The sequence below is a fragment of the Comamonas sp. genome, from assembly GCF_036643215.1.
GTDB lineage: Bacteria > Pseudomonadota > Gammaproteobacteria > Burkholderiales > Burkholderiaceae_C > Comamonas.
Map to the genome: position 1 here is coordinate 127,777 of NZ_JAVXSJ010000004.1, position 25,995 is coordinate 153,771.

A 25,995-nucleotide genomic window follows, 5' to 3' on the forward strand; every position below is an offset into this window, starting at 1 on the left:
CGAATCCCGCAAGAAGGAATTTCATGACCGCATTTGCCACTGCACGCGCCTTGAGTATTGGGGCCAGCATGCTTGCAGCCCTGACTACGGTCCACGCTCAGAGCTACCCCGTGACCGCCACTCAGCGCTCAACAGCCCAGCAAGTCGCTCAGCAAGGCATCCCCGAGACAGAACTGGCACCCAATGCACCCGCGCAATACACCGTCAAGCGCGGTGACACGCTGTGGGGTATTTCAGGCATGTATCTGCGTCAGCCATGGCGCTGGCCCGATCTGTGGGGCATGAATCTCTCCAGCATTTCCAACCCTCACCTGATCTTCCCTGGTCAGGTGCTGTATCTGGCGCGCAGTAATGGCTATGCCCGCCTGTCCACAACAGCGCCCAACGGGGACTCTGGCGTAGTGCGCCTGTCGCCGCAAACACGTGAATCGTCGCTCAACGACCTGGCCCTGCCTACACTGCCCCCGCACCTGATCGAGCCCTTCCTGGCCGAGCCACTGGTGGTAGACCGCCTGACGCTGTCGCAAGCCCCGCGCATCATTGCCACCATGGACAAGCGCGTGCTGATGGCCAATGGTGACCGCGCCTATGTCCGCAACTCCGGCGGCGCACTGGTGAGCACCGCCAAGGGCCAACCCTTGAGCTACCGCATCTTCCGCGAAGCAACACCGCTCAAGGACCCTATCAACGGCGAAATCCTGGGCTATGAAGCCAAGTATCTAGGCAATGCGGCCGTGGTGCGTGGCGAGACGCTGATCGAAACGCCCGAAGGCAAGCCCGTGCAAAGCACGCCCGGCACGGTGGACATCACCCGCTCCAAGAACGAAATCCGCGCTGGCGACCGCCTGCTGCCCGCCCCCGAGCAGCAATACCTGAGCTATGCGCCCCATGCTCCCAACACTGCCGTCAATGCAGCCGTGGTGTCTATCTATGGTGACTCGGTGGGCGTCAACGCCGCCCAGAATCAGGTGATCGCCATCAACAAGGGCGCACAGAACGGCATGGACATTGGTACGGTGCTTGAACTCATCAGCAAGGGCAATGTCATTGTGGACAAGACCAGCGCCGCCCGCGACTCCGTGAAGTTGCCTGACGAGCAAAATGGCTATGCCATGGTCTTCAAGGTCTTTGACCGCGTCTCCTACGCCCTCATCACCACGATCCAGCGCCCCGTCAACATCGGTGACAGCCTGCAGTCGCCGCAGAACTAAGCCGAGGAGCAAGCATGGTGCAGTCACTTCACAACGATACGCACCCTGCCCCGCCCAATGCCGAAACGCTGGCCTGGCTGCGCCTGCTGCTGACACCCGGCATTGGGCGCATCACAGCCCGCAAACTGCTGGCCAAGGCCGGTGGTGCTGAAGAAATCTGGCAGTTACCTCTGTCAGCCTGGGCTGAATGCGGCACACAGGCCCAGATCAAAGCCTTGGCGCAGTTACCTCCCGACTGGCCCCTGCATTGCGAAACCCTCGCCCGCTGGCTGACCACGCCAGCAACAGGCACCCGGCACGCACTGATCTATCTGGGCCACTCGCAATACCCGGACAGCCTGCTGCAGACCGAAGACCCACCTTTGCTGCTATTTGTGCAAGGGCCTGAACCGCTGCTGAATTCAGACGCAGCCTGGTTTCCCTACCCCGCCGCTCTGGCCATGGTGGGCAGCCGTAGTCCTTCTGCGCAGGGCATCATCAACGCCCGCGACATGGCGCATGCGCTGGCTGATCAAGGGCTATGCATCGTTTCAGGCCTGGCCCGCGGTATTGATGCTGCGGCGCATGAAGGAGCACTCAAAAGCAAAACAAGCAAAGCGCCCTGTACGATTGCTGTGGTGGGTACAGGGTTGGATCAAGTCTATCCACGCGCTCACGCCGCCCTCGCGCAACAGATTGCGCTGCATGGGCTGGTGATCAGTGAATATCCACTGGGCAGCGAGCCACTGCCCCGACATTTCCCGCAGCGCAACCGCATCATCTCTGGCCTGTCGCAAGGCACGCTAGTGGTGGAAGCGGCACTTCAATCCGGCTCGCTGATTACGGCACGGCTGGCCAGCGAGCAGGGTCGCGAGGTATTCGCCATCCCCGGCTCCATTCATGCCCCACAGGCCAAGGGCTGCCACGCGCTGCTGCGCCAAGGCGCAAAACTGGTGGAAACAGCTGCAGATATTCTGGACGAACTTCAAGGCTTAAACATGCCTGCATCGCAGACTCATAAAGCGCAATTAGCTATTAAAAACGAAGTGTCAGAGAAAGAACCTGAGCTGCTGCGAGCACTGGGCCATGACCCCATGACGCTGGACACGCTGATGGCCCGCACCGGCTGGGATGCAGCACACTTGCAGGCGCAGTTGATGGAGCTAGAACTCGACGGCATGGTCGCCCGCCTGCCCGGTGGGTTGTACCAGCGCATTACACATAGCTGATCACAAAACCCAAAATCAGAACCGCCTCGCGGCGAAGGCATCGCCCCTTTCCGGAGAGAAGGGGAATGCGCAAAGCGCCTCAGGGGTTATGCCAACCTCTCCGGATTCGCCTGAATCTTTTGCAACGCATCACGCGTCGCACGCACGGTCAGCGCTTCGTCGTCATGCACCGTCAGCAGCCCGGCCTGTAGATAGGTCGCCATACGCTGCGCCTGCAGCAGATAGCAGTGGCTATCCAGCGATGCAAACAGATGCAGCTGCTTGCGGCGGCTGTGCCAGACGTACTGAACCTGCACACGCGCAGCGTTGTGGTCCAGCGTGAACCAGCGACCGCTTTCCAGCGTCTTGGCCCACTCCAGCATGGCGGGCTCCACGGGCGTGTCGGTATTGGGAATGACGTGCAGCCCTGCCGTATCCACGCCCAGCATCAGCTCGATGCTTTCGTTGGACAGCGCCATATCGTCCAGCTTGCCATCGTCGCTGATGTATTTCTCCAGCTCCGACAGGCGCTTGGCCATGGCCTCGATGCGCTCCACAGGAATCGCTGCGGTCTTGGACATGAAGGCCTGGGCCAGCGTATCGGTCAGCACCTTGATCGCGACCGATTGCTCATCGCCCATCACGTTCACCAGCTCCAGCCCTTCACGCAAGGTCTGCAACAAGGTCGGCAGGCCCTGAATAACGCGGGAGCGCTCTTGGCGCGATGGCTTGGCGCTGGCAGACCAGACCAGCTCGCTCGCAGCCTGCTTGAAGCGCATGGCTCGCGCATCCTTGGCGCCATAGCGCACCGTCGCCATGGCCAGCACATCGGCCCAGGACTTGAAGAGGAAGTCACGCACCTCTTCGCGCACCGGCATATCGTTGAGCATGTTGCGCAACTCGATGGTGTACTGAACCGCCAGCGTTTCCTTTTGCTCGACCTGCTGCGCCACGCTCGTGATCTTGGACGTGGTCTGGCTTTTCGTCAGATGCTTGGTGAGGAATTCCTCAAACTCGCGCAGCACCAGTGCAAAAACTTTTTGCCCGGTTTCCGGGTATTGCTCGATCACTTGCACCACGCGGCGAATCTCAATCTCCAGCGCATTACCGCTGATGCTGCTCGCATCAAAGCCCATGACGCAGGAGCCCATGCGGTCAATCAGCTTTCGCGCCGGGTGATTCAAGTCGCTGAAGAACTGCGGCTCTGCCAGCGCCACGCGCAGCACAGGCACCTGCAGACGCGCAAACCAGACACGGATCGATGGCGGCAGGCGATCTTCCGAAAGAATGCTCTGGAACATCAGCGCCACCACCTCGATGGTGGCTTTTTCGCCCTTGGTTTCGGCCTTTTCCTTCCAGTCAGCCGAGCGCTCGCGCACCTGATTGACCAGCTGGCCAATCGCAGCCGGGCTGTAATCCATGGCAGGCATAGCCATGACGGTGCCAGCCATCATCGGGTACTGGGTGTTGAACTGGGTCAACATCATGTGCTGCTGCTCTTGCAGCGCCTGCACCAGTGCTGCTGACGCAGGGGGCATGGGCGACATCGCAGCCCCCCCCGGCATCAGACCCGAAATACCCACAGAAGGCTGACTCAGCACCTGTCGCAACTGGTTCATGGCATCCAGTGCACGGTGACGCGCACGGGCCAGCATGCCCAGCCCCGCACTGGCGCCAGGCGGCAATTGCACACCCATACCACCCGGCATACCAGCACCCATGCCGGCAGGCATGTACTGATGAATCGCCGACTGCGCCCAGCCCGATTCAGCCGTGTTGCCATAACCACTATGAGCACCGCTGTTCACACCTGCACCCAGATTCATGGCGCCCGTAGATGCACCGCTTTCAGTGCGTCGCACACGCAAAGGCGCATCCGCCGCCTTGCTCACGCCTTTGGCATCCAGCAGCTTATGCAGGATGCTGTATTCAGACTCCATCAACGGTGCCAAGGCGTTTTGCAAAGGCTCCAGAACCTGCAGCAGGTGCTTGCGCTCCAGCCCACAGGCCATCCATTGCTCGACAAGATGCAGACAGATACTCTCGGCGCGGAACATGTCTTGGGGAGGCAGCTCATGGTCTTCCAGCGCCTGCATGCGCAAGCGCATGGCGTCAAAACCGGGCTGCAACGTCTCCCCCATGGCCAGCGCCATGCGAGAGACCAGAATTTTGTTTTCAACGACATCGTCGCTGAGCAGCTCAAACGTCAGCGGTGCGGAAGTCGAAGTCACGCTCTCGCCGCTGCCCAGAGGGGGCTTGCGCACCGCCTGCTGCAGAGCAGCTGCGCTGGCCTGTACCCAGGCATCTTTCTTGGGCTGAAAGTTCTGCCAAGCCTCGCGCCACTCCTGCATTTCTTTTTGCACAGCGACGGAGCTGCTCTGGCTGGAGAGAAACTCATCCAGTTGCAAAGCAACTTTAGGCAGGCCCTGGCAAATGCCATGAACCCAACGCAAGCGCGCCTGCCAGCCCAGCTGTTGCTGGGCCGCAGGCGCGTTGTTAGAAGACTGCGAGAGAGCCATTGCCTAAGTGTAAGGCGGCGCAGGCACTTGTGCGCCCCGCCACCCCTTAAAAGCCGTCAGACCACCGCTCCAGAGTTGGGATCGTTGGGGTCTTGCGACGCAGGCTTGCCAGAGGTCTTGATCAGATCCTCGCGCTTGACGCCCAGCCACATGGCAATGGCCGCCGCCACGAACACCGAGGAATAGATACCGAACAAGATGCCAATCGTCAGGGCCAGCGCAAAGTAATGCAGGCTGGGACCACCGAAGAAGAACATCGACAGCACCATGGCTTCGGTAGAAGCGTGGGTGATGATGGTGCGGCTCATGGTCGAGGTAATGGCGTGGTCGATCACCTCGTGCGTATTGAGCTTGCGGAACTTGCGGAAGGCTTCGCGGATACGGTCAAAAATAACCACCGACTCGTTGACCGAGTAGCCCAGCACCGCCAGCACGCCTGCCAGCACCGAGAGCGAGAACTCCCACTGGAAGAAGGCAAAGAAGCCCAGGATGATGATCACATCGTGCAAGTTGGCGATGATGGCCGCCACACCGAACTTCCACTCGAAGCGGAAGGCAAGATAAATAATGATGCCCAGAATCACCATGCCCAGCGCCATCAGGCCGCTGTGCATCAGCTCATCACCCACCTGAGGGCCGACAAACTCGGTGCGGCGCAGCGTAACTTCAGCGTCTTGCGCCTTCAGCGCAGTAAGCACCTGCTCGCTTTGCTGCGCAGTGGTCACACCCTTTTGCACGGGCAGACGGATCATCACATCCTTAGACGTGCCAAAGTTCTGCACGATCACGTCCTGGTAGCCCAGCTTGGAGATGGTGTCGCGAACCTTGCCAATCTCGGCAGGCTGGCTATAGGCCACTTCCATAACCGTACCGCCCGTGAACTCCACCGACAGGTGCAGCCCGCGAGAAAACAGGAAAAAGACGGCCAGCGCAAAAGTGACGAAGGAGACCGCGTTGAGCAACAACGCGTACTTCATGAACGGGATGTCTTTTTTGATGCGGAAGAATTCCATGATCTTCCTCCTTAGTTGTTGCTGCTACGGTTGGCCACGGAGCGGTGTCCGTCACCCTCGGCTGGCTTCCAGACCTGGCCAATGGAAATGCTCTTGAGCTTTTTCTTGCCGCCGTACCAGAGGTTCACCAGACCGCGCGAGAAGAACACGGCCGAGAACATGCTGGTCAAAATGCCGATGCAGTGCACCACGGCAAAGCCGCGCACCACACCCGAGCCAAAGGCCAGCAGGGCCAGACCAGCGATCAGCGTGGTCACGTTCGAGTCCAGAATGGTGTGCCAGGCGTTCTCGTAACCCGCGTGAATGGCCGCCTGAGGCGAAGCACCAGCGCGCAGTTCTTCACGAATACGCTCGTTAATCAGCACGTTCGAGTCAATCGCCACACCCAGTGCCAGAGCCATGGCGGCAATACCGGGCAGAGTCAGCGTGGCTTGCAGCATGGACAAGATAGCCAGCAGCAGCAGAACGTTCACCGACAGAGCAATCGTAGAGAACACGCCAAACAGCATGTAGTACACACACATGAAGGCAGCAATCGCCACCATGCCCCAGACCACGGAGTGAATACCGCGGCTGATGTTGTCAGCACCCAGCGTTGGGCCGATGGTGTATTCCTCAATGATCTCCATAGGCGCAGCCAGCGAGCCAGCGCGCAGCAGCAGCGAGGTGTCATTGGCTTCCTGGGTCGTCATGCGACCGGAAATCTGCACACGACCGCCACCGATTTCGCCACGGATCACGGGAGCCGTCACCACCTCGCCCTTGCCCTTTTCGAACAAGATGATGGCCATGCGCTTGCCCACGTTCTCGCGGGTCACGTCCTTGAAGATGCGGGCGCCCTTGGCATCCAGCGTCAGATTGACGGTGGGCTCCTGTGTCTGGCCGTCAAAGCCAGGCTGGGCGTCGGTCAAGTTCTCGCCGGTCAGCGTCACCTGCTTTTGCACGATGATGGGCTGGCCGTTGCGATCCAGATACTTTTCAGAGCCAAAAGGCACGGGGCCAGAGCCCAGTTCAGCGGAACGCGCTTCGGAGGACTCGTCCACCATGCGAACTTCCAGTGTGGCGGTACGACCCAGAATGTCCTTGGCCTTGGCCGTGTCCTGCACGCCAGGCAGCTGCACCACAATGCGGTCCAGACCCTGCTGCTGAATCACCGGCTCGGCCACGCCCAGCTCGTTGATACGGTTGTGCAGCGTCACAATATTCTGCTTGAGCGCTTGCTCCTGCACCTTGCGCAGGGCTTCGGGCTTGATGGTCGCCACCAGCTTGAAGCCAGTGCCGTCAGGTGCCGAAGTCGTGGTCAGGTCAGGAAACTGATCTGTGATCAGGTTGCGCGCAGCGGTCAGCGTGGCTTCGTCACGCGCGCGGATGATGACGCTGTTGCCATCACGGTTCACGCCGCCGTGGCGGATGTTCTTGTCGCGCATGGACGAGCGCAGGTCGCCCGCATAGCTCTCGGCCTTCTTGGTCAGGGCCGCAGCCATGTCCACCTGCAGCATGAAGTGCACGCCACCGCGCAAGTCCAGGCCCAGATACATGGGTCTGGCGCCAATGGCCGTCAGCCAGTCAGGCGAGCGCGACACCAGGTTCAGCGCCACGATGTACATGGGGTCCGAAGGGTCGGTAATCAGCGCCTTCTGGATCACGTCCTTGGCTTTGAGCTGCTCGTCGGGCGTATTGAAACGGGCACGCAACGAAGTGCCTTCCAGCGACAGCGAATCCGGCTTGACGCTGGCCGCGTTCAAGGCGGACTCCACCTTTTGCAGCACCGCGTTATCCACCTTCACAGTGGATTTGGCCGAGGACACCTGCACAGCAGGCGCTTCACCAAAGAAATTCGGCAGGGTGTAGATCACCCCCACCAGCAGCGCGATCACGAGGATCGCGTACTTCCAGACCGGGTAACGGTTCATGATCGCGCTCTTTGTTTTACAGCAACGCACAACGGGTACGCGCACTCTGGTCGAGCGCCGTACCCCTGATGAGAAACACCGGATCCGCCGGGCAGGTCAATGATCTGCGTTCGAGACGATGTGCAAGGCAGCAACGTCAATGGCGGTCTCGGCGGGTCTTGAACAGACCAGCTTACTTGGCAGAGCCTTTGGGCAGCACTTGCGTCACGGCAGAGCGCTGAATCTGGATTTCCACGCCGGACGCGACCTGGATGTAGATGAACTGCTCGGCCATGCGAGTCACGGTGCCGATGATGCCACCAGCGGTTGCCACGTCGTCGCCCTTGGCCAGTGCGTCAATCATGGAGCGGTGCTCTTTCTGGCGCTTCATCTGGGGACGAATCATCACGAAGTACAGCACCACGAACATCAGCACCAGAGGCAGCATGCCGGTGAGCGAACCCATGAAGCCGCCTTCAGCAGCGGCGGCAGGAGCGGTCTGGGCGAAAGCAGAAGAAATGAACACGGAAAAGACTCCGAAAGAGTGAATTTGTCAGGAACAGGTCCCGCCAAGCGCGCAGTTGCACGAATTGACCGGGTCAATAGAACATTGTATTCGGCTAGCTTGCACCCACGATTGGCATAGGCCGCTGGATAGCACAGGCATTCCCTGATGTGATGAGGCCTCCCTGCGCACATCAACAAAGCCTGCAAAAAACATAGCTTCAAGCGCCTTACCTGTATTGTTTTTTGACTGTTTTATATTTGAATATCAGCCAATACAAGCGCTAGCAGCTATCAAATTAGATAACCCAACACAGCACCACAGCCATAGCCATGAACACAAAGGCCGGGTTACCCCGGCCTTGTTGTGATGCACCTTAACGCAATTAGTTCACTGTCGCCGGCTTGGCAGGCGCAGCAACGGCCTCAGGCACCTCATTCCAGCGCGCCATCAGCGCCTGCCACTTGGTGCGTGCCGCAGCCAGATGGCGCTCCTTCACATGGCCGTAGCCGCGAATGTCTTCGGGAATAGAGGCGATCTCTACAGCCAGCGCCAGCTTTTCAACCGTCAAGCCGCTCAGCAAAGTGTTGATGCAGTCGCGGTACTCCCCGATCAGGGCGCGCTCGGTTCGGCGCTCCTCTGTACGGCCAAACGGATCAAACGCCGTGCCGCGCAGGCCCTTCATGCCCGCCAGCAAGCCCATGGCCTTGTGCATCCACGGGCCGTAGGACTTTTTCTTCAGGTGCCCCTGCTCGTCCTTCTTGGCCAGGCCAGGGGGCGCAAGGTGGTGCACCACCTTGAAATCACCCTCGAACATTGCGCTGATCTTCTGGTTGAAGGCCGCATCGGTGTGCAGACGCGCCACTTCGTACTCATCTTTGTACGCCATGAGCTTGAAAAGATAACGTGCCACGGCCTGAGACAGGCGCGTTCCGCCACCCAGAGACTCCTCCGTCGCGTGCACCTTGCCCACAAAGTCACGGTACTGCTTGGCGTAGGCAGCGTTCTGGTAAGCCGTGAGGAATTCCACACGCTTTTCCAGCATTTCAGCCAGCGATGGCTTTTTAACGAACTGAATCACCTGCGTCGCCTGATACAGCGCACGCACAGCCTCCAGATCATGGGCGCAGCGGCGGCCCCATTCAAAAGCCTCTTGGTTGCGGGCGACTTGCACGCCGTTGAGCTCCATGGCGCGCATCAGCGATGCATGGGTCAGCGGCACTTTGCCCTTTTGCCAGGCATAGCCCAGCATCATGGGGTTGGCATAAATGCTGTCGCCCAGCAAGGCCGAAGAGGCTTTTTCGGCATCAAAACTACCCAAGGCGTTATAGCCCACCGCATCAGCCAGCACCGTGGCGCAGCGCGCGGCAGGCGATTGCCAGTCGGGGTTGCCCACAAACGTGGCCGTGGGCGCCGCATGGCTGTTAAGCGCCACATAGGTGCGCCCCGGCTGCATGACGGACAAGGTAGTGGGCGTAGCCGCCACGATGGGGTCGCAGCCAATGACCAGATCAGCCTTGGCAATATCCACCTTGGTGGTGTAGATGGCATCGGCGCGGTTGGCGATCTGGATATGGCTCCAAGTGGAGCCACCCTTTTGCGCCAGCCCGGCCGCATCCTGCGTGATCACGCCCTTGCCTTCAAGGTGCGCGGCCATGCCCAGCAGCGAGCCGATGGTGATGACGCCCGTGCCGCCCACGCCCGCCACCACAATGCCCCAGGCCTGCTCGGCCACAGGCAGCACGGGGTCGGGAATGCTGGGCAGTGCCGCCAGATTGCCTTTTTTCTCTTGCTTGGGCTTTTTGAGCGCACCGCCCTCCACCGTCACAAAGCTGGGGCAAAAGCCGTTGACGCAGGAGTAATCCTTGTTGCAGCTGTTCTGGTTGATGCGGCGCTTGCGGCCGAATTCGGTCTCCACCGGCTCCACCGACAGGCAGTTGGACTGCACCGAGCAGTCGCCACAGCCCTCGCAGACCAGCTCGTTGATGACCACGGTTTTATCAGGCGTGGCCAGCGTGCCGCGTTTGCGGCGGCGGCGCTTTTCAGTGGCGCAGGTCTGGTCGTAAATGATGGCTGTGCAGCCCTGAAGTTCACGGAACTGGCGCTGAATCGCATCCAGCTCATCGCGGTGATGCACGGTCACACCGTCACCCAGCTTTACGCCGTCGTACTTCTGAGGCTCGTCGGTGACGATGACCAGCTTTTTCACGCCCTCAGATAGCAGACTGTTCATGATCTGCAGCACCGAATGACCTTCGGGCCGTTCACCCACACGCTGGCCGCCCGTCATGGCGACAGCGTCGTTGTAGAGCACCTTGTAGGTGATGTTGGTGCCCGCCGCAATGCTCTGGCGAATGGCCAGCAGCCCGCTGTGAAAGTAGGTGCCATCGCCCAGATTAGCGAATACATGGGGTTCGTTGGTAAACGGGGCCTGGCCCACCCAGGTCACGCCCTCCCCGCCCATTTGCGTGAAGGTGCTGGTCCGGCGGTCGGGCATCCAGGTCGTCATGTAGTGGCAGCCGATGCCGGCCACTGCACGTGAGCCTTCGGGCACGCGAGTGCTGGTGTTGTGCGGGCAGCCGCTGCAAAACCATGGCGTGCGGTCCCCGGTTGATGCTTCTTTGGCCAGCTGGAGCGCGGCTTCGCGGGCATCGAGTACGGCTAGGCGCTGCTGCATGCGCACTTCCACATGGCCGGGCACACCCAGCTTTTTGAGGCGGGCCGCAATCGCTCTGGCGATGAGGGCCGGCGTCAGATCGGCATTGGGGCGCAGCAGCCAGTCGGTGCTGGGGTTGGGCAGCGACCATTCGCCGCCATGCTCGTCGCTGAACTTGCCCACCACATTGGGGCGCACATCGTCGCGCCAGTTGTAGAGCTCTTCCTTGACCTGGTACTCGATGACCTGGCGCTTTTCCTCAACCACCAGAATCTCCTGCAGGCCGCGCGCAAAGTCACGGGTGATGGTCGCCTCCAGCGGCCAGACCACGTTGACCTTGTGCAAGCGAATACCCAGCTGGTGGCAGGTGTACTCGTCCAACCCCAGATCGACCAGCGCCTGGCGCGTGTCGTTATAGGCCTTGCCGCTGGCGATGATGCCAAAGCGATCGTTCGGCCCCTCAATCACGTTGTGGTTGAGCTTGTTGGCACGCACATAGGCCAGTGCCGCATACCACTTGTAGTTCATCAGCCGCGCTTCTTGCTCCAGCGGCGGATCGGGCCAGCGAATGTGCAGGCCACCGGGCGGCATCTGAAAGTCTTCGGGGATGATGATGTTGACGCGGTCCGGGTCCACGAGGACGGAGGACGAAGACTCCACCACTTCCTGAATCGTTTTCATGCCCGACCACAGACCCGAGAAACGGCTCATGGCAAAGGCGTGCAGACCCATGTCCAGAATGTCCTGCACATTGCTGGGAAAGAACACCGGCGTGCCGCAGGCCTTGAAGATGTGGTCGCTCTGGTGCGCGGCGGTGGATGATTTGCTGATGTGGTCATCACCCGCAATCGCAATCACGCCGCCATGCTTGGCCGTGCCCGCCATATTCGCGTGCTTGAACACGTCAGAGCAGCGATCCACGCCCGGCCCCTTGCCGTACCAGATGCCAAAAACGCCATCGAATTTCTTGGTTTCGGGGTAGAGATCCAGCTGCTGCGTGCCCCAGACGGCGGTAGCGCCCAGTTCCTCATTCACTCCCGGCTGAAAGACGATGTGATTCGCCTCCATGTGCTTCTTGGCGGCCCACAGCGACTGGTCGTAAGTGCCCAGCGGAGAGCCGCGATAGCCGCTAATGAAACCTGCGGTATTGAGCCCCGCCTGCGCATCGCGCAGCCGCTGCAGCATGGGTAGCCTGACCAGTGCCTGCACGCCACTCATAAAGGCGCGGCCGCGGTCTAGGGAATATTTGTCGTCCAGAGTCACCGACTCAAGTGCACGACGGACTTCATCAGGCAAAGGGGCATTCATGGCTTGTCTCCATGTGGGTTGCCAGCCCTGGAAGCTGGTGGCTACCAGAGCAGCATATTGCTTTAAGCATTACTGCGCCATATGCAGTGAACGCCAGTTGTTTGCCAAAGTTTAAGGAAAACCGCCTGAATAGAGCTTTCTTTTTATTGCCGGGATTAACCTAGTTTTTGAAAGAATCTTGCTGTAAATTTCAATCAATGAACCAACTTGATCGTTTCGATTGGGCCATCCTGAATGAGCTGCAAATGGATGCCCGCCTCACCAATGCCGAACTGGCCCAGCGCGTGGGCCTGTCCGCCGCGCCCTGCTGGCGGCGTGTGCGGGCGCTGGAAGAAGCGGGCTATATCACCGGCTATCACGCCACGCTGGACCGGCACAAGCTGGGCCTTGGCGTGCTGGCCTTTGTGCGCGTGGATGCGGCGCAGAACACGGCCGACATCACGCAGAGCATGGAGGAGTCCATCCGCCTGCTACCCGAGGTCACGTCCTGCCACTACATCAGCGGCGCAGGCACCTTCGAGCTGCAGGTGGTGAGCAAGGATCTGGAGAGCTTTTCAGGCTTTGTGCGCAATGTGCTGCTGCGCCTGCCGAATGTGAAGGATGTGCACACCACCTTCTCTCTGGGTGAAGTGAAATCCAGCACGGCTTTGCCGCTGCCAGACACGCTGTTCAACAAGCTGCCGCCCCATAAAGCGGCGGGCAAGAAATAGCGCCAGCCATCCACCGCAGCGATGCGAGTGCGAAGGAATAAAAAAGGAGCGCATACCGCTCGCCCGCATTAGGTTATCGGCATATTGAATGCTGAAACCCAGATGCGACGAGCGCTATGCGCTCCTGTTATTTAAGGGCTGTGCTTTATCGCAGGTGCGGCGCAGAGCTGACAAGGCTCTTGGGCCAGAAAGCCCAGAGCTTGAGCGGCTGCTTGACGCGGCCGGCCACATCACCGGCCTCAGGGCCCCAGCCCATGAAGTAGTCAGCACGCACTGCGCCCACAATGGCGCTGCCCGTGTCCTGCGCAAACACCAGGCGGTTGAGCGACACCGTTGGTCCAGGCGTGGACAGCCAGACTGGCGTTCCGTAAGGGATGCTGTTGCGGTCCACCGCAATCGATCGGCCGGGCGTCAGCGCCACACCCTGCGCGCCCTTGGGGCCGAACTGGGCATCAAAATCGTTGAGCGCCTCTTCACGGAAGAAGACATAGCGCGGATTGCTCCACAGCATCTCGTTCACGCGCGAGGGATTGGCTGCAATCCAGGCACTGATGCCGGGCCAGGTCGCATCGCGCACCAGGTTCTGATCCAGCAACCAGCGGCCCACGCTCTTGTAGGGCTGGTCGTTGGTGCCGGCATAGGCCACGCGAACCATGCGCTGGCGACCGTCGTTCTCGGTCAGCATCAGGCGGCCCGATCCCTGAATGTGCAACACCAACATGTCCACCGGGTCACGCATCCAGGCAATGGCTCGGCCTGCCAGCGCAGACTGCGCTTCAGCATTGGTGTCGATCTGCTGGCGTGTAAACCATGGCTTGCGCTTGCCAAAGCCTTGCGGTGTCTGGTACAGCGGCACATTGAAGCCATTGCCCTGCACGCGGCGCGCCTCGAACACGGGCTCGTAATAGGCGGTCAGCATGCCGTCTGGACTGCCCGTGCCAGCCTCGATTCGGAAGGGCTGCAGGGTGTTCATCATCCAGCTGCGCTGTTCGCCCTCTGAAGCAATGCTCAGGCGCCGCACATCCCCGCACAGACCTGCAAACACGGTGCTGGGGCGCTCGCAATTTTTAATCCAGGCATTCCAGGCTTCATTGAGCGAGTCCTGCGGAACACCGGGCAAATCCCCCCATTCCACTGGCACCCAGCGGCTTTTAGTGGGTACATTGGCAGTAAACGGTGGCTTGGGCGTAGTCGCAGCCCCACCGTGCGGAGCCATCTCTGGCACCGGCATCGGGTCGTTTTGCTGCTTGGTGGTGGTACAAGCCACCAGGGTTCCTACAATCAGCGCCAGTAAAGCATGGCGCAGGAGATGGACATTCATGGGTCTGATTTTGCTTGAAGCACTGCTAGCGTTGGCGATTCTGGCCGCTATTGTGTGGTGGACCATGTTCTCGGGTCGAAAAAAGGGTGAGTTACTCTCGTCAGAAGAGGCGATGGCACCAACGAAAACTCATAAAAACTCGGTGCAAGACAAGCCGAATCCAGATTAGCGCATGGCGCTGCATGCTCGTGGAAAGTTGCCACGCCATCCACAGACAGTGACAATCTTTTTCATCCAAAACCATGCGCTAGCGGGCGTCCTACGTTTTTCATGGCTTCTTGGCAGTACGCTAGCGTCATTGCCGCATTCCAGCAGCGCTGGTTTTTGCACGACCGCTTAAGGTCACTCACCTAACTAAGGAGTTTTCTATGCGCAAGCAAATGGCTGTGACGGCCGCTCTGGCCTCTGCATTGTTGATCACCGGCTGTGCCAACACGGGTGGCATGTCGGACACCACACGTCGCACCGCCACAGGCGCAGGCGTGGGCGCACTGGGTGGCGCAGCCATCGGTGCCATCGCCGGCGGCCACGCAGGCTCTGGCGCGCTGATTGGTGCGGGCGTGGGCGCTCTGGGCTCCTACATCTGGTCCAAGAATCTGGAAAAGCAAAAAGCTGAAATGGAAGCCGCGACCCAGGGTACTGGCGTGGGCGTGACTCAGACCGCTGACAACCAGCTCAAGCTGGACATCCCCAGCGACATCTCCTTTGACACCGGCCGCTCCGACATCAAGGGCAACTTTGCGCCCATCCTCGATCGCTTTGCCGACGGCCTGCGCAACAACCCCAACGCAGAAGTGCGCATCATCGGTCACACCGACAGCACAGGCTCTGACGCCATCAACGACCCTCTGTCGCTGCAGCGTGCCGAAAGCACACGCAACTACCTGACATCACGCGGCGTGAACGGTGCCCGCATTCAGGTGCAGGGCATGGGCTCGCGCCAGCCCGTAGCATCTAACTCCACTGCCGAAGGTCGCTCGCGCAATCGCCGCGTTGAAATCTTTGTGGGCGAACGCGCTCGCTAAGCCTGGCTCTGGCCCAGCAAAAAGCCCCGAAGTTCGGGGCTTTTTCATTTCAGCGGCCTGTATTTCAGGCGTGGCGCAGCAGGTTGGCCAATTCCACCGCAGACTTGACCTGCATCTTGTCAAAAACACGCGCCCGGTGCACTTCCACGGTGCGCACGCTGATGTCGAGCTGGTCGGCAATCAGTTTGTTGGGCACGCCTTCCACCACCAGCTTCATCACGTCTTTTTCACGGTCAGTCAGCTCACTCAGGCGGCTGCGCACCGCCTCGCGCTCCTGCAAAACGGCAAGATGCTCGGCGGACAGCGCCAGCGCCTGCTCGACACGATCCACCAGCGCGTTGTCCGAGAACGGCTTTTCGCAGAAATCGAACGCGCCGCGCTTGACGGTATCAACCGCCGTGGGCACATCGGCATGACCGGTCAAAAAGATCACGGGTATGGCCTCGATCTGGTTGCGCTCCAGCATGCGATTGAAGAGGGACAGGCCACTCATGCCTGTCATGCGCATGTCGAGCAGCAGGCAGGCGGGGCGGCGCTTCACGGGGTTGGTCTGCAGCACGGCCTGCTCGAATTCTTCGGCATTGCGATAGCACTCGCTGAGCAATCTGCGCGAACGCAGCAGCCATGCCAATGCCTCTCGGACAGCGGCATCGTCATCCACGACATAGACGGTAGCGTCGGTTACAGGTTCCATGAAGCCTAGTTTTCTGTGGGTTCCCAGTGGGACGGAAGCGTGAAGACGAATTCCGTACCCTGTGGGAGGTGCGGGCGGTAATCAAGATGACCGCCATGTTGCTCAACCACCGTGCGACACAGGCTCAGGCCCAGGCCCATGCCTTCCGAACGGGTGGTGAAGAAGGGGGTGAACAGCAGCTCGGCGACTTCTTCAGAAATACCCGATCCACGGTCCATGACGGAAAATTCTACCCAACGCCCGCTATCCCCCTCAGAACTGCGTCGGACTCTCAATGTCAGAACACGGTCCGTCAGGCCCGGAACATCCATGGCCTGCATGCCATTGCGCGCCAGATTGAGCAGCACCTGCTCGACCATGGTGGCATCGCAGAGGACGCCCGGCAGCTCGGGCTCCAGCTCGAGCTGAACCGTCACATGGAGCTTGTGCGCCTGGAGATAAACCAGCGGCATGACGGCATCAATCAGTTCAATGGGCTGCACGGCCTCTCTGGATTTATCGCGCCGACGCACAAAGTCGCGCACGCTCTTGATGACCTTGCCCGCACGGTCGGCCTGAACGCTGATGCGCTCCATGGCCATGCGCAAGTCATTGAGGCGCTCATCCCCCGAGCCTGCAGTCTCATGCGCTAGGATATTGAGCGAGCCCGTGGCATAGCTGGAAATGGCGGCCAGCGGCTGTGTCAGTTCATGGCTGAGCATGGATGCCATCTCGCCCACCGTGGCCAGGCGGGCCGTGGCCTGCAGACGTTCATGCGAGGCACGTGAGACTTCTTCCATGCGGCGCTGCTCGCTGATGTCGATGAAGGCACTCATCCAGCCCGTGTGCTGGCCCTGAGCGGTAATCAAAGGCGCCTCAAAAATCAGCACCGGAAAGCGCGATCCATTCTTGCGCATAAAAACACTCTCATGGCCCTGACGAGGGATGGGCAGCAAGCCTGCAAGCCGCTGATCGCGCCGGTTCACATATTCCTGCGCCAGCTCTGGCGGCCAGTAAGGCGCCACATTCAGCCCCAGCAATTCTTTGGCCGTAAAACCCACCATATTGCAAAAGGCCGGGTTCACATAGGTGATGCGCCCCTGCAGGTCACGCGCCCGCATGCCTGTGACCAGAGAGTCTTCCATGGCCTTGCGAAACGCCAGCGCATCGCCCAGATCGCGCTCGGCGCGCAGGCGGCGGCGGTTATCGCGCACCAGCACCACCACCACCGAAATCAACGCAATAGACATGGCCGTGACCAGCGCCGTCATCACATTGGGGAACACGCTGGGCGCGTGATGCCAGCTGTCCATGCGCAGCACCAGCGTGTTGCCGGGCAAGTCCAGCAGTTGCTGGGCCGTAAACATGCGCGAGCCACGCCACGCCGCGCCCACCATGGCCAGACGGGTGCCATCAGGCTCGGTAAATGACACCTCCTGAGTGCGCGGCAAGGACTTGGCGACCTGCGTCATCAGAATGCCCTGCAGGCTGTACGTGCCCAGCACAAAGCCGACCACATGCCCGTTTTCCGTCAGCGGCATGCAGACTTGCATGGTCTCCGTGCCCAGCCCTTCACCCAGCAGCTGAAACTTGCTCGCAGAGTACGAAGGCCCATTGGCCCGCCGCGCCTGCGAGCAGATCAGCGCCTCGCTGGAGTGCAGTTCCAGCGCATGGTTTTCTTCTTCCAGCAGCAAGGTGCGATAAGGTGTTTCGGCATGCTCAATCATGCCCATGCTCTCGCTGCGCCATTCAATGCGCATCAAGTCCCGGCGCTGCTGCAGCAGATCAGCCGCACGCGCCCGCCATGCGGCATGGTTGCTGCTGTGTGCGTTCAGCGCCAGCAAGTCCTGCAGATTGCGGCCCAGCGCTGCGCGAATGTCGCCCACCGCATTGGCGGTATCGCGCTCCAGCTTTTCCTGCACCTGCGATGCCTCATAGCGTCCGGCCAGCCACACCATGGTGACCAGCATGCTGACCACCAGCGCCACCAGCAAAGTCCATAGCGACCAGCGCTTCCAGGCCATGCGCCAGCGCCGCCAGGGCCAATGGGCGGGGTGGTCCTCGGGAAGTTCATCAAGAGTGGAGTTCAGCGATTCAGTCACAGCACGCGATGGGTCAAAGCCGGTAATTGTTGTCTCACTTGCTGCAGGCGGTCACGGCTCAGTTCACCCAGCACCACGCCCGTGCCACTAGCCTGCAGCGCCTGCACCTCGCCCCAGGGATCGATCAGCAGGCTGTGACCCCAGGTTTTGCGGCCGTTTTCATGCACGCCGCCCTGGCCCGGTGCCAGCACATAGGCCAGGTTTTCAATGGCCCGGGCGCGCAGCAGCACCTCCCAGTGAGCCTGCCCCGTGGTGTGGGTAAAGGCGCTGGGCACCAGCAGCAGATCAGCGCCCTGCGCGCTGAGGGCGCGGTACAGCTCAGGAAAGCGAAGGTCATAGCAGACACTCAAGCCCAGACGCCAGGTTTCACCACTTTTGGCCTGTATGTCACAGACCACGGGCTGCTGCCCGGCCTGCACCACGGCGGCTTCGGTGTAATGCTCACGCCCGTTGTCGAACTGAAAGAGATGAATCTTGTCGTAGCGCGCCACGCACTCACCGCTGGGTGCATAGACCAGACTGCTGTTAAGCACATGCTGATCGTCATCCGCCGCCAGCGGCAGCGTGCCTGCCACCACCCATAGCTGCAGTTCTTTGGCAGCCTGTGCCATGAAGTCCTGAATCGGCCCATTGCCAAAGGCTTCGCGGTAGGCCAGCTTGTCCGTATCCCTGGCGCCCATGCCGCAAAAATACTCGGGCAGCACCACCAGCTCAGCCCCAAGCGCTGCGGCCTGCTGCATCAGGCTGCGTGCCTGTGCCAGATTGGCGGCCACATTCAGGCCAGAGACCATTTGCAGGGCAGCAATTTTCATGGTTTTTCCTGTGAGGTTGCGGGGGCAGTTTCCTTGCCTGCATCACTGGCCGCAGGCTCTGTGGCCGGGCCGGACTTGGGCACGCTGCGGCGTGGCATTTCCGTTACTTGTGGGTCTTCCCAGCTGCCGTGAATGTGGAATTCTTTGGTGGTTGCAGCAATTAGCGGCCCGCGCAAAATCATCTGCGCCAAAAAGCTGCCCAGCCCCACCACCGGGTTGATGGCCGTGGCCACCAGCGAGGCCGTCAGCGCATTGATCTCAGGCACCACCACCACATGCAGGTCCTGCGTTTCCTTGTCAAGATCAGCCGAGCCCTCCATCAGCACGGCGGCGTTGACACCCTTCATCTGCATATTATTCGTCTTGGCAATACCGCGCTGAATGGTGACGTCGCCCCGCATGAAGTCAAACGAGAAGCCGTTGCGGAACACATCGCGGAAGTCCAGTGTCAGCCGCCTTGGCAGGGACTGCAGGCTCAGCACCCCCAGCAGCTTGGCCAGCCCCGGGTCCGCCTTGAGAAACTGGCCCTTCTGCACCTCAAGGTGCAAGGCTCCGCTCATGGTTTTGAACACCGGCGTCACAGGCGATCCCGTCCAGCTGATCTCCCCTTGCAGATCACCTTGGCCGTTGGCCACCACTCCGGGCATGTCAAAGCGAGTGAGCAGCTTGCCCACATCACGCAGGTTGAGCTGGAACTGCAACCGCGTCTGGCCCGGATGTTTTGTATCGCTGCTGCGCGTGCCCCATGAGCCTTGCGCTGTCAGAGTCGCTTCGGGGGTGTTGATATTGAAACGCGACAGCTGCCACTCGCACAGCCCCGGCCCGATAGAAAGCCAGTGGTTGCGCGCCACCACATCCAGACTGCCCAGCGAGCGCTTACCCAGCTGAAAATCATCCACGCTGACCTGCAAGGCAGGCAACTCACGCACATTACTGGCCTGGGTTGCAGCGGCATCCAGCCCCTCGTCAGGCCCATCGGGAATCGTCAGGCGCGAGAGCTTGGCGATAACCAGCCCGCCCGGCTCCTGCGTAGATGGCTCGCGGTACTCCACTCGGCCCGCCAGCTCACGCGCCTGAATTTGATTGACCCAGACCTTGTTGGCATGGGTGAGCTGCAGCGATGCATCGTGCAGCGACCGACCGTGGAGCTTGACCTCCTGAGCCTTCAGCGTCAGCTGCTGCGGCACGAACTGCCTCCAGATCTCTTCCGTATTTCCCGCCACTCCAGCCGTGGCTTCCTTCTCCTCGGGCAGCAACCGGCTCCAGGCATCCAGATCGAGCACCGGCAGCCGCACATTGGCATGTATGCCCGATGGCGGCAGGCTGACTTCCGCCTTGCCAGACTCCAGCAGCTCCAGACTGCCGCGCGTGATGCGGTTTTGCTCGCCACTGATATCGCGCTCCAGCAGGGCGGCTGCGTGGCTTCCCCACTGCACGCTGATCTGATCAGTCAGCGGCTTGACCACTGGCGGCACGATGCGGTTAACGCGCAAAGGCACGGCGCTGTCTGCAGATTTGCCCAGCGGCGCAGGCAGTTGCACGGCCATACCCTGCAGGTCGGACTGAACCGTGATTTCAGGAACGCTGTGCAAAACCTTGATCTGCACGCCATAACGCGCCTGGCCCTGCAGGTGCTGCGCCAGTGCCGACAGCTCGCTCATCTCCTTGGCATCGCGCAGACCCTGCGCCGTGGCTACGCCATCCACACGCACCTGCACCGGCGGCGTTGCCGCATCCGCTGCGGGCTTCATGCCGCCCTCAATGCGTACATCGCCACCCAGCGCCTTGGCCTGCACGCCCTGAAGCTGAAAACCTGTCTCTGAGAACATCACGCTGCCGCGCGCCTGACTGAGCACGGGCACATCGGGCATGAGCTGCAAGGTATTACCCGCCAGCGTGACTTCGCCCTGCACCGTGCTGCGCGCCATATGCATGGTGGGCAGATGCAGCTTGAGGTTGAGCTTGGCATTGCCAGTGGCACGGCTGCTATCTAAAACATGAGCTGTTAGCGCAGACAGGGCAGAGCTTTGAACCACATTCAACATATCGCTCAAAGCACCATGGGCCTTGGCATTGACCTCGACTTCGGTCTTGTTCCAGTCAGCCACACCGGCCTGTGCCTCATCCACCACGATGGGGGTGTTGCCAAGAAAGCCTTTGGCCTTGCGCACCTGCATGGAGTTGCGATCAAACACCAACTCGCCCGAGAGTTTGGTCAGCGGTGGCCACGGTTTTTCACCGGGGTTGAGCAGGTAGCTGGGCACAAACTGGTAATTGACGTCATGCACCTGCGCGCTGATGTGAAAGTCGCCCTTGCCAGTCTTTTCAAACGGTATCTGCTCCAACTCGCCCTTGACGCGGAAATTCACCACGCTGGCCTGGCCCGAGGTAATGGCCTCGCGCACATAGCGCAGCGCATCGCTGCCCAGCTCCTTGGGCAGGTAGCGGTAGATACGCTCACCCTTGCCACGGCTCAGTTGCCCCTGCAAATCCAGCAGCCCTGGAAAGCGCGGCTGCTCTTTGGTGCCTGCGCCGGTCTGCCAGCTGGCCTGCGCCTGCCCCGCCGTATCTTCATTGGCAAAGCGCAGTCTGGGCACCTGCACCTTGATCGTCTGGCCCTTGTCCTTGATCTCCCAGCGCACCGTGCTCTCCAGCTGATCAAAGGGGACATCGGGGTCTTCAAACACCCCTGGGAAACTCATCATGGCCTGCCCGGTACCGGGCGTTTTGGCCAGCGTCGCCTCGCCACTGTCCTGATCCAGCGTGAACTTGCCGCTCAAACCCCTGAAACCCGGAATGCCCAGATGATCCGGCCCATCTGGCGACACTTGCGAGTGCAAAGCCAGCTGCGCAAACTGGCCCGAGGCCTTGTACTGCGCCAGCTCCTGCAGCGGCCCGCGCCATGAGAGCTTGAGGTCACTGAGCTGCCCGGCCGGTGCCAGCGCCTTGACCTGGGTCTGCACCGCTTCTGGCACTGGCAGGCGCTGCAGCATCTGCGCGGCAATGGCCAGATCAATACCGTCGGCCTGCACATCGCCATGCTCACCCTGAGCGCCCTGCTCTGCCGCCCCAGCAGGTGTGTAGTTCAGACTGAAGTCGCCCTTCGGCCAGTGCAGGCCGTCATCAGCGGTGAACTTCAGGCCCTGTACTGAAAATTGATAGCCGTTCTGATCCCTGGCGCGCAGCCGCCCCTGCAAGGCCTGCAGCGCCAGCGGCTCGGGCTTGTCCTTCCACTGCAGCTGCAGCTGCTGCACTGCCACATCCGCCACCCCGCCCACAGGCTGGCCACGGGTCAGATCGACCCATGCGCGCACAGAACCCTTGCCCTGCTGCAGCTTCCAGTCCTGCTGGTCCAGATACTGGCCCAGTTGCGACAAGTCGATGTGCGGGAAGTCCAGATAAGCCTGACCGCTCCAGCGCTCCAGCCGCCCTTCATGCACTGACAGCAGCGGCTCCTTGAAGCTGCCCATGGCCGTAAAGCGCTGGCCCCAGTCCTCTGGCGGCGTCGCATCAAGGCGCAGCGAATGGCTCCAGCGCTTGTTGCGCATCACCAAGTCCACATCCTGCAACTGCAATGGCGGCGCCCCGCGCATCTCATCCACCCACTGCAGCTTGCCGTGGCGAATGGCGATTTCGGGCTGAGAAAAAATCCAGTCAGAGTCCGCGCCCTGCTTGGGGTCTGAGGCCACGGCAATACCGGCCACAAAAATCTGCCCGTCCGCCGCGCGGCGCACCGTCAGATCCGGGCCTTCCACATAAATCTGCTCAACACCAAGGGTCATTAACGAGTGGGCCGTCACCGCCACCACCACCTTGGGCAAACGCAAGGCCTCACTTTGGCTGACAGGGTCGTGCAGGGCCACGTCACCCAGCTCAAAAGTGGGCACCAGCCCAGAGCGGTAGGCGCTCAGAGAACCAATGGAAACCGGTACACCCAGCGTACGTGAGGCCAGGGTTTCGAGCTCGGGACGCCACTCTCCGATTCGCGGCACAATCCAGAAATGGAGTACCCCCCACACGGTGGCCAGCAAAAGCCACAGGCTCAGGACCAGTCCTAATGACCACCGTGCCACGCTGGCCAGCCTATGGATTTGGCGAGATGGGAGTGGTTTCGGTTCGATCATCGGTGGCCCAGGAATGGCAGGAATTATGACCGGCGCCTCCGCGCACGTGGCGGTAACCATACGTTGCCGAGCTGATTACCTGCCTGCCTGACACCATTTTTTACGGTCCGCATGCAGTCCTCAGAGCAAACCATGGCAGAAAACGCCCTCAATGTTTCTTCCCCGGCCCAGTACTCGCGCTTTGTCCAGCGCCTTCACCGCCGTTACGAAAACTGGTTTGACGCCTTGCCCCCCGGCGCACCTGTTCGCCCTCTGATGGAGCAGGCCCTGGCCACGCTGCAATCGCGGGGCCTGGATCTGTCGGCGGCTCTGCGCGTGCTGCGCCAGCTAGTGATGGATCGCATCATTGCCCTGGACTGCGAGCAAAGCGCTCCTCTTTCTGTAGTAACCCGCGCAGTCACTGAGCTGGCTGAGCTGGCTTTAGACCGTGCATGCACACAGGTGCGCGCAGAACTCGACACACGCCACGGCGCACCGCAAGGCCCCGCAGGCCAGCCTGTGCAGTTCTGGGTAATTGGCATGGGCAAGCTGGGCGCGCGCGAGCTCAATGTCTCCAGCGACATCGACCTGATCTACGTCTACGAGCACGACGGCGAATCCACTGGTCAGCCCGATGGCCGGGGCGTGCTCTCCAACCACGAATACTTTGGCCGCGCCGTCAAAGGCATCTTCGGCTTGATCGGCGACACCACCGAGCACGGCTTTGTCTTCCGCGTTGACCTGGCCCTGCGGCCCAATGGCAACTCGGGTGCACCGGCGGTCTCTCTGGCATCGCTGGAGGAATATCTGCAGATTCACGGGCGCGAATGGGAGCGCTTTGCCTGGCTCAAAAGCCGCATCGTCGCGCCGCTGGCCGATGTTCAGTCGCCCAATGTGCAAGCCCTGCGCAGCGTGGTTCTGCCCTTTGTGTTCCGCCGCTACCTCGACTACTCGGTGTTTGATTCGCTGCGCATTCTGCATCGCCAGATTCGCGACCATGCCGCCAAGCGCAGCGCCGGTCACCCAGAGCGCGCCAATGACGTGAAACTGTCACGCGGCGGCATCCGCGAGATTGAATTCATCGTGCAACTGCTGCAGGTGGTGCGCGGCGGCCAGTTCCCTGAGCTGCGCTGCCGCCCCACGCTCGAAGCACTGGAGCGACTGGTACGCGCCAACCTGATGAGCGCCGAGATTGCCGACGCCCTGAGCCGCGCCTATACCTTCCTGCGCCAGGTGGAGCACCGCATCCAGTACCTGGACGACCAGCAGACCCATGTGCTGCCCACACGCGACGATGATCTGCTGTGGATTGCCCGCACGCTGGGCTTTGCCGATGTCCGGGGCTTTTTGCACCAGCTCGACGAGCACCGGGAACTGGTGGCCCAGGAGTTCGACACCCTGCTCGGCGGCGATGCCCAGCAATGCAGCAAAGGCAGCTGCGGCAGCGCCAAGACGGCCGCCAGCAGCAACACGCCCAGAGACATTGAAGACCTGATTGAAGCCCTGCCCCCGGTGCTGGCCAGCCAGGTAGCGGATTGGCGCAACAACGCCCGCATCAACGGCCTGCGCGATGAAACCCGCGCCCGCCTGTTCCGACTGGTAGAGCGCACCGCGCAATGGCTGGAAAGTGGTCAGGCCAGCGTAGAAGCTGCCAAGCGTTTCATGCAATGGCTGGAGCCCTTGCTGCGCCGCGAAAGCTACTTGGCTTTATTACTGGAGCGCCCGGCAGTGCACGAAAGATTGCTACACCTTTTGGGTGCAGCACGCTGGCCTGCGCGCTACCTCCAGCAACACCCCGGCGTGATTGATGAGCTGGCCAGCGATGCCATTCTGAAAGAACGCTTTGTGGCCGCTGACTTCGAACGCGAGCTCAGCATGCGTCTGGCCGCGCTGCAGTCCACGGGCGAAGATGATGACGAAACCCTGCTCAACTTGCTGCGCCGTGCCCACCATGCGGAAGTCTTTCGCACTCTGGCGCGCGATATTGAAGGCCGCATCACCGTAGAACAGGTCGCTGACGATATGAGCGCTCTGGCCGACAGCGTGCTGCGCATCACCGCCCAGTGGTGCTGGGCACGCCTTAAAAACCGCCACCGCGATACGCCACGTTTTGGCATCGTCGGCTACGGCAAGCTGGGCGGCAAAGAGCTGGGCTACGGCAGCGATCTGGACATCGTCTTTGTGTTTGACGACGACGATGAGCGCGCGCCCGAGGTCTATGCCGCCTATGTGCGCAAGCTCATCAACTGGCTGACCGTCAAAACCGGAGAAGGCGACCTGTTCGAGATTGACACAGCCCTGCGCCCCAACGGCAACTCGGGCCTGCTAGTGAGCAGCTTCGAGTCCTATGCCAACTACCAGCAGCAGCGCGGCAGCAACACCGCCTGGACCTGGGAGCACCAGGCCATGACCCGCGCCCGCTTTGTACTGGGCAGCCGAGATTTCCCCTCGCCCGCAGGCGAGCCCGTTGTCGATCTGCACCTGCACCAGCGCTTTGACGCTGTGCGCGAGGCCGTCATCACCGCGCCGCGTGACCCGGTCGCCTTGCGCAGCGAAATTGAAACCATGCGCGAACGCGTGCGCAGCGCCCACCCGGTGCGCGGCGGCCTGTTTGATGTCAAGCACAGCCCCGGTGGCATGGTGGATGCGGAATTTGCCGTGCAGTACCTGGTTTTGTCGCAATCCGGCGCTCACCCAGAGCTGATTGCCAACGTCGGCAACATCGCCCTGCTGCAACGCGCCGAAGATGCGGGCCTGCTGCCCCAAACCGTGGGCTACGAAGCCGCCAAGGCCTACCGAGAGCTGCGCCGTCTGCAGCACGTAGCCCGGCTCGACGAGCGATCCGGCCAGCTGGAGCCTGAGCTGGCCAAACCCCAGCGCGAAGCGGTGCTCAAGCTCTGGAATACCGTTTTTCGCGGTGAGGCTGCCACGCTGCCCACGTAGAAAAGCCAAGCGATT

Annotated in this window: 16 protein-coding genes; 6 read left to right on the plus strand and 10 right to left on the minus strand. The window is 61.0% G+C overall.

The window, feature by feature from the left end:
• The first annotated feature begins 23 nt into the window (after positions 1-23).
• Together RSF91_RS04945 and dprA are read left to right on the plus strand one after the other, a co-directional pair.
• Positions 24-1,211: a LysM peptidoglycan-binding domain-containing protein gene (locus tag RSF91_RS04945; protein WP_332567368.1), complete on the plus strand. Its 1,188-nt coding sequence runs from the start codon at positions 24-26 to the stop codon at positions 1,209-1,211.
• A 14-nt stretch (positions 1,212-1,225) separates the two neighbouring features.
• Positions 1,226-2,419 carry a DNA-processing protein DprA gene (gene dprA, locus RSF91_RS04950; RefSeq protein ID WP_332567369.1) on the plus strand — a complete coding sequence of 398 codons (1,194 nt, stop codon included), beginning with the start codon at positions 1,226-1,228 and terminating at the stop codon, positions 2,417-2,419.
• Between the two features lie 86 nt (positions 2,420-2,505).
• Here the strand turns inward: dprA and RSF91_RS04955 are convergent, their stop codons facing one another.
• The 5 genes from RSF91_RS04955 to RSF91_RS04975 form a co-directional block, all read right to left on the minus strand.
• On the minus strand, positions 2,506-4,917 hold the full coding sequence (locus RSF91_RS04955; RefSeq protein WP_332567370.1) for a DUF1631 domain-containing protein: 2,412 nt from the start codon (positions 4,915-4,917) through the stop codon (positions 2,506-2,508).
• A 56-nt stretch (positions 4,918-4,973) separates the two neighbouring features.
• Complete coding sequence (gene secF / locus RSF91_RS04960) at positions 4,974-5,930, minus strand: protein translocase subunit SecF (protein WP_332567371.1); 957 nt, start codon at positions 5,928-5,930, stop codon at positions 4,974-4,976.
• Between the two features lie 11 nt (positions 5,931-5,941).
• A complete protein-coding gene (secD, locus tag RSF91_RS04965) occupies positions 5,942-7,843 on the minus strand; it encodes a protein translocase subunit SecD (RefSeq protein ID WP_332567372.1) in 1,902 nt (633 codons plus the stop codon).
• A 172-nt stretch (positions 7,844-8,015) separates the two neighbouring features.
• Positions 8,016-8,348 carry a preprotein translocase subunit YajC gene (yajC, locus tag RSF91_RS04970; RefSeq protein ID WP_332567373.1) on the minus strand — a complete coding sequence of 111 codons (333 nt, stop codon included), beginning with the start codon at positions 8,346-8,348 and terminating at the stop codon, positions 8,016-8,018.
• Positions 8,349-8,712: 364 nt separating this feature from the next.
• The gene (locus RSF91_RS04975) at positions 8,713-12,291 is read right to left on the minus strand and encodes an indolepyruvate ferredoxin oxidoreductase family protein (protein ID WP_332567374.1); all 3,579 of its coding nucleotides are present in this window, start codon (positions 12,289-12,291) and stop codon (positions 8,713-8,715) included.
• Between the two features lie 197 nt (positions 12,292-12,488).
• Between RSF91_RS04975 and RSF91_RS04980 the strand changes: the two genes are divergently transcribed.
• On the plus strand, positions 12,489-13,001 hold the full coding sequence (locus RSF91_RS04980; protein ID WP_332567375.1) for an Lrp/AsnC family transcriptional regulator: 513 nt from the start codon (positions 12,489-12,491) through the stop codon (positions 12,999-13,001).
• 145 nt (positions 13,002-13,146) lie between these two features.
• Here RSF91_RS04980 and mltA read toward each other — a convergent pair whose 3' ends face one another.
• On the minus strand, positions 13,147-14,322 hold the full coding sequence (gene mltA / locus RSF91_RS04985) for a murein transglycosylase A (RefSeq protein WP_332567376.1): 1,176 nt from the start codon (positions 14,320-14,322) through the stop codon (positions 13,147-13,149).
• On the opposite strand from mltA, the gene RSF91_RS04990 reads away from it, so the two are divergent.
• Both RSF91_RS04990 and RSF91_RS04995 read left to right on the plus strand, forming a co-directional pair.
• Complete coding sequence (locus tag RSF91_RS04990; RefSeq protein ID WP_332567377.1) at positions 14,321-14,491, plus strand: hypothetical protein; 171 nt, start codon at positions 14,321-14,323, stop codon at positions 14,489-14,491. The two genes, mltA and RSF91_RS04990, sit on opposite strands and share 2 nt — an antisense overlap.
• Positions 14,492-14,690: 199 nt before the next feature.
• Positions 14,691-15,347 (plus strand): OmpA family protein, encoded by a 657-nt coding sequence (locus RSF91_RS04995; RefSeq protein WP_099739415.1) that lies wholly within the window; start codon positions 14,691-14,693, stop codon positions 15,345-15,347.
• Between the two features lie 64 nt (positions 15,348-15,411).
• Here the strand turns inward: RSF91_RS04995 and RSF91_RS05000 are convergent, their stop codons facing one another.
• The 4 genes from RSF91_RS05000 to RSF91_RS05015 are packed head-to-tail and all read right to left on the minus strand — an operon-like array spanning position 15,412 to position 23,007.
• Positions 15,412-16,041 (minus strand): response regulator transcription factor, encoded by a 630-nt coding sequence (locus RSF91_RS05000; protein WP_332567378.1) that lies wholly within the window; start codon positions 16,039-16,041, stop codon positions 15,412-15,414.
• Between the two features lie 5 nt (positions 16,042-16,046).
• The gene (locus RSF91_RS05005) at positions 16,047-18,122 is read right to left on the minus strand and encodes a two-component system sensor histidine kinase NtrB (RefSeq protein WP_332567379.1); all 2,076 of its coding nucleotides are present in this window, start codon (positions 18,120-18,122) and stop codon (positions 16,047-16,049) included.
• The gene (locus RSF91_RS05010; RefSeq protein WP_332567380.1) at positions 18,119-18,934 is read right to left on the minus strand and encodes a carbon-nitrogen hydrolase family protein; all 816 of its coding nucleotides are present in this window, start codon (positions 18,932-18,934) and stop codon (positions 18,119-18,121) included. Before RSF91_RS05010 ends, RSF91_RS05005 begins: the two co-directional genes overlap by 4 nt.
• Positions 18,931-23,007, minus strand: a complete 4,077-nt coding sequence (locus RSF91_RS05015) for a YhdP family protein (protein WP_332567381.1) — start codon at positions 23,005-23,007, stop codon at positions 18,931-18,933. Before RSF91_RS05015 ends, RSF91_RS05010 begins: the two co-directional genes overlap by 4 nt.
• 183 nt (positions 23,008-23,190) lie before the next feature.
• Between RSF91_RS05015 and glnE the strand changes: the two genes are divergently transcribed.
• The gene (gene glnE / locus RSF91_RS05020; RefSeq protein ID WP_332567382.1) at positions 23,191-25,980 is read left to right on the plus strand and encodes a bifunctional [glutamate--ammonia ligase]-adenylyl-L-tyrosine phosphorylase/[glutamate--ammonia-ligase] adenylyltransferase; all 2,790 of its coding nucleotides are present in this window, start codon (positions 23,191-23,193) and stop codon (positions 25,978-25,980) included.
• The last annotated feature ends 15 nt before the right edge of the window (positions 25,981-25,995 follow it).

Bases quoted from the DNA above. Each gene is read 5' to 3' on its own strand.
- secF (WP_332567371.1), bottom strand. From the start codon at position 5,930: ATGGAATTCTTCCGCATCAAAAAAGACATCCCGTTCATGAAGTACGCG.
- RSF91_RS04980 (WP_332567375.1), top strand. From the start codon at position 12,489: ATGAACCAACTTGATCGTTTCGATTGGGCCATCCTGAATGAGCTGCAA.
- RSF91_RS04975 (WP_332567374.1), bottom strand. From the start codon at position 12,291: ATGAATGCCCCTTTGCCTGATGAAGTCCGTCGTGCACTTGAGTCGGTG.
- mltA (WP_332567376.1), bottom strand. From the start codon at position 14,322: ATGAATGTCCATCTCCTGCGCCATGCTTTACTGGCGCTGATTGTAGGA.
- glnE (WP_332567382.1), top strand. From the start codon at position 23,191: ATGGCAGAAAACGCCCTCAATGTTTCTTCCCCGGCCCAGTACTCGCGC.
- RSF91_RS04955 (WP_332567370.1), bottom strand. From the start codon at position 4,917: ATGGCTCTCTCGCAGTCTTCTAACAACGCGCCTGCGGCCCAGCAACAG.
- RSF91_RS04995 (WP_099739415.1), top strand. From the start codon at position 14,691: ATGCGCAAGCAAATGGCTGTGACGGCCGCTCTGGCCTCTGCATTGTTG.
- RSF91_RS04945 (WP_332567368.1), top strand. From the start codon at position 24: ATGACCGCATTTGCCACTGCACGCGCCTTGAGTATTGGGGCCAGCATG.
- RSF91_RS05010 (WP_332567380.1), bottom strand. From the start codon at position 18,934: ATGAAAATTGCTGCCCTGCAAATGGTCTCTGGCCTGAATGTGGCCGCC.
- RSF91_RS04990 (WP_332567377.1), top strand. From the start codon at position 14,321: ATGGGTCTGATTTTGCTTGAAGCACTGCTAGCGTTGGCGATTCTGGCC.
- secD (WP_332567372.1), bottom strand. From the start codon at position 7,843: ATGAACCGTTACCCGGTCTGGAAGTACGCGATCCTCGTGATCGCGCTG.
- RSF91_RS05000 (WP_332567378.1), bottom strand. From the start codon at position 16,041: ATGGAACCTGTAACCGACGCTACCGTCTATGTCGTGGATGACGATGCC.
- dprA (WP_332567369.1), top strand. From the start codon at position 1,226: ATGGTGCAGTCACTTCACAACGATACGCACCCTGCCCCGCCCAATGCC.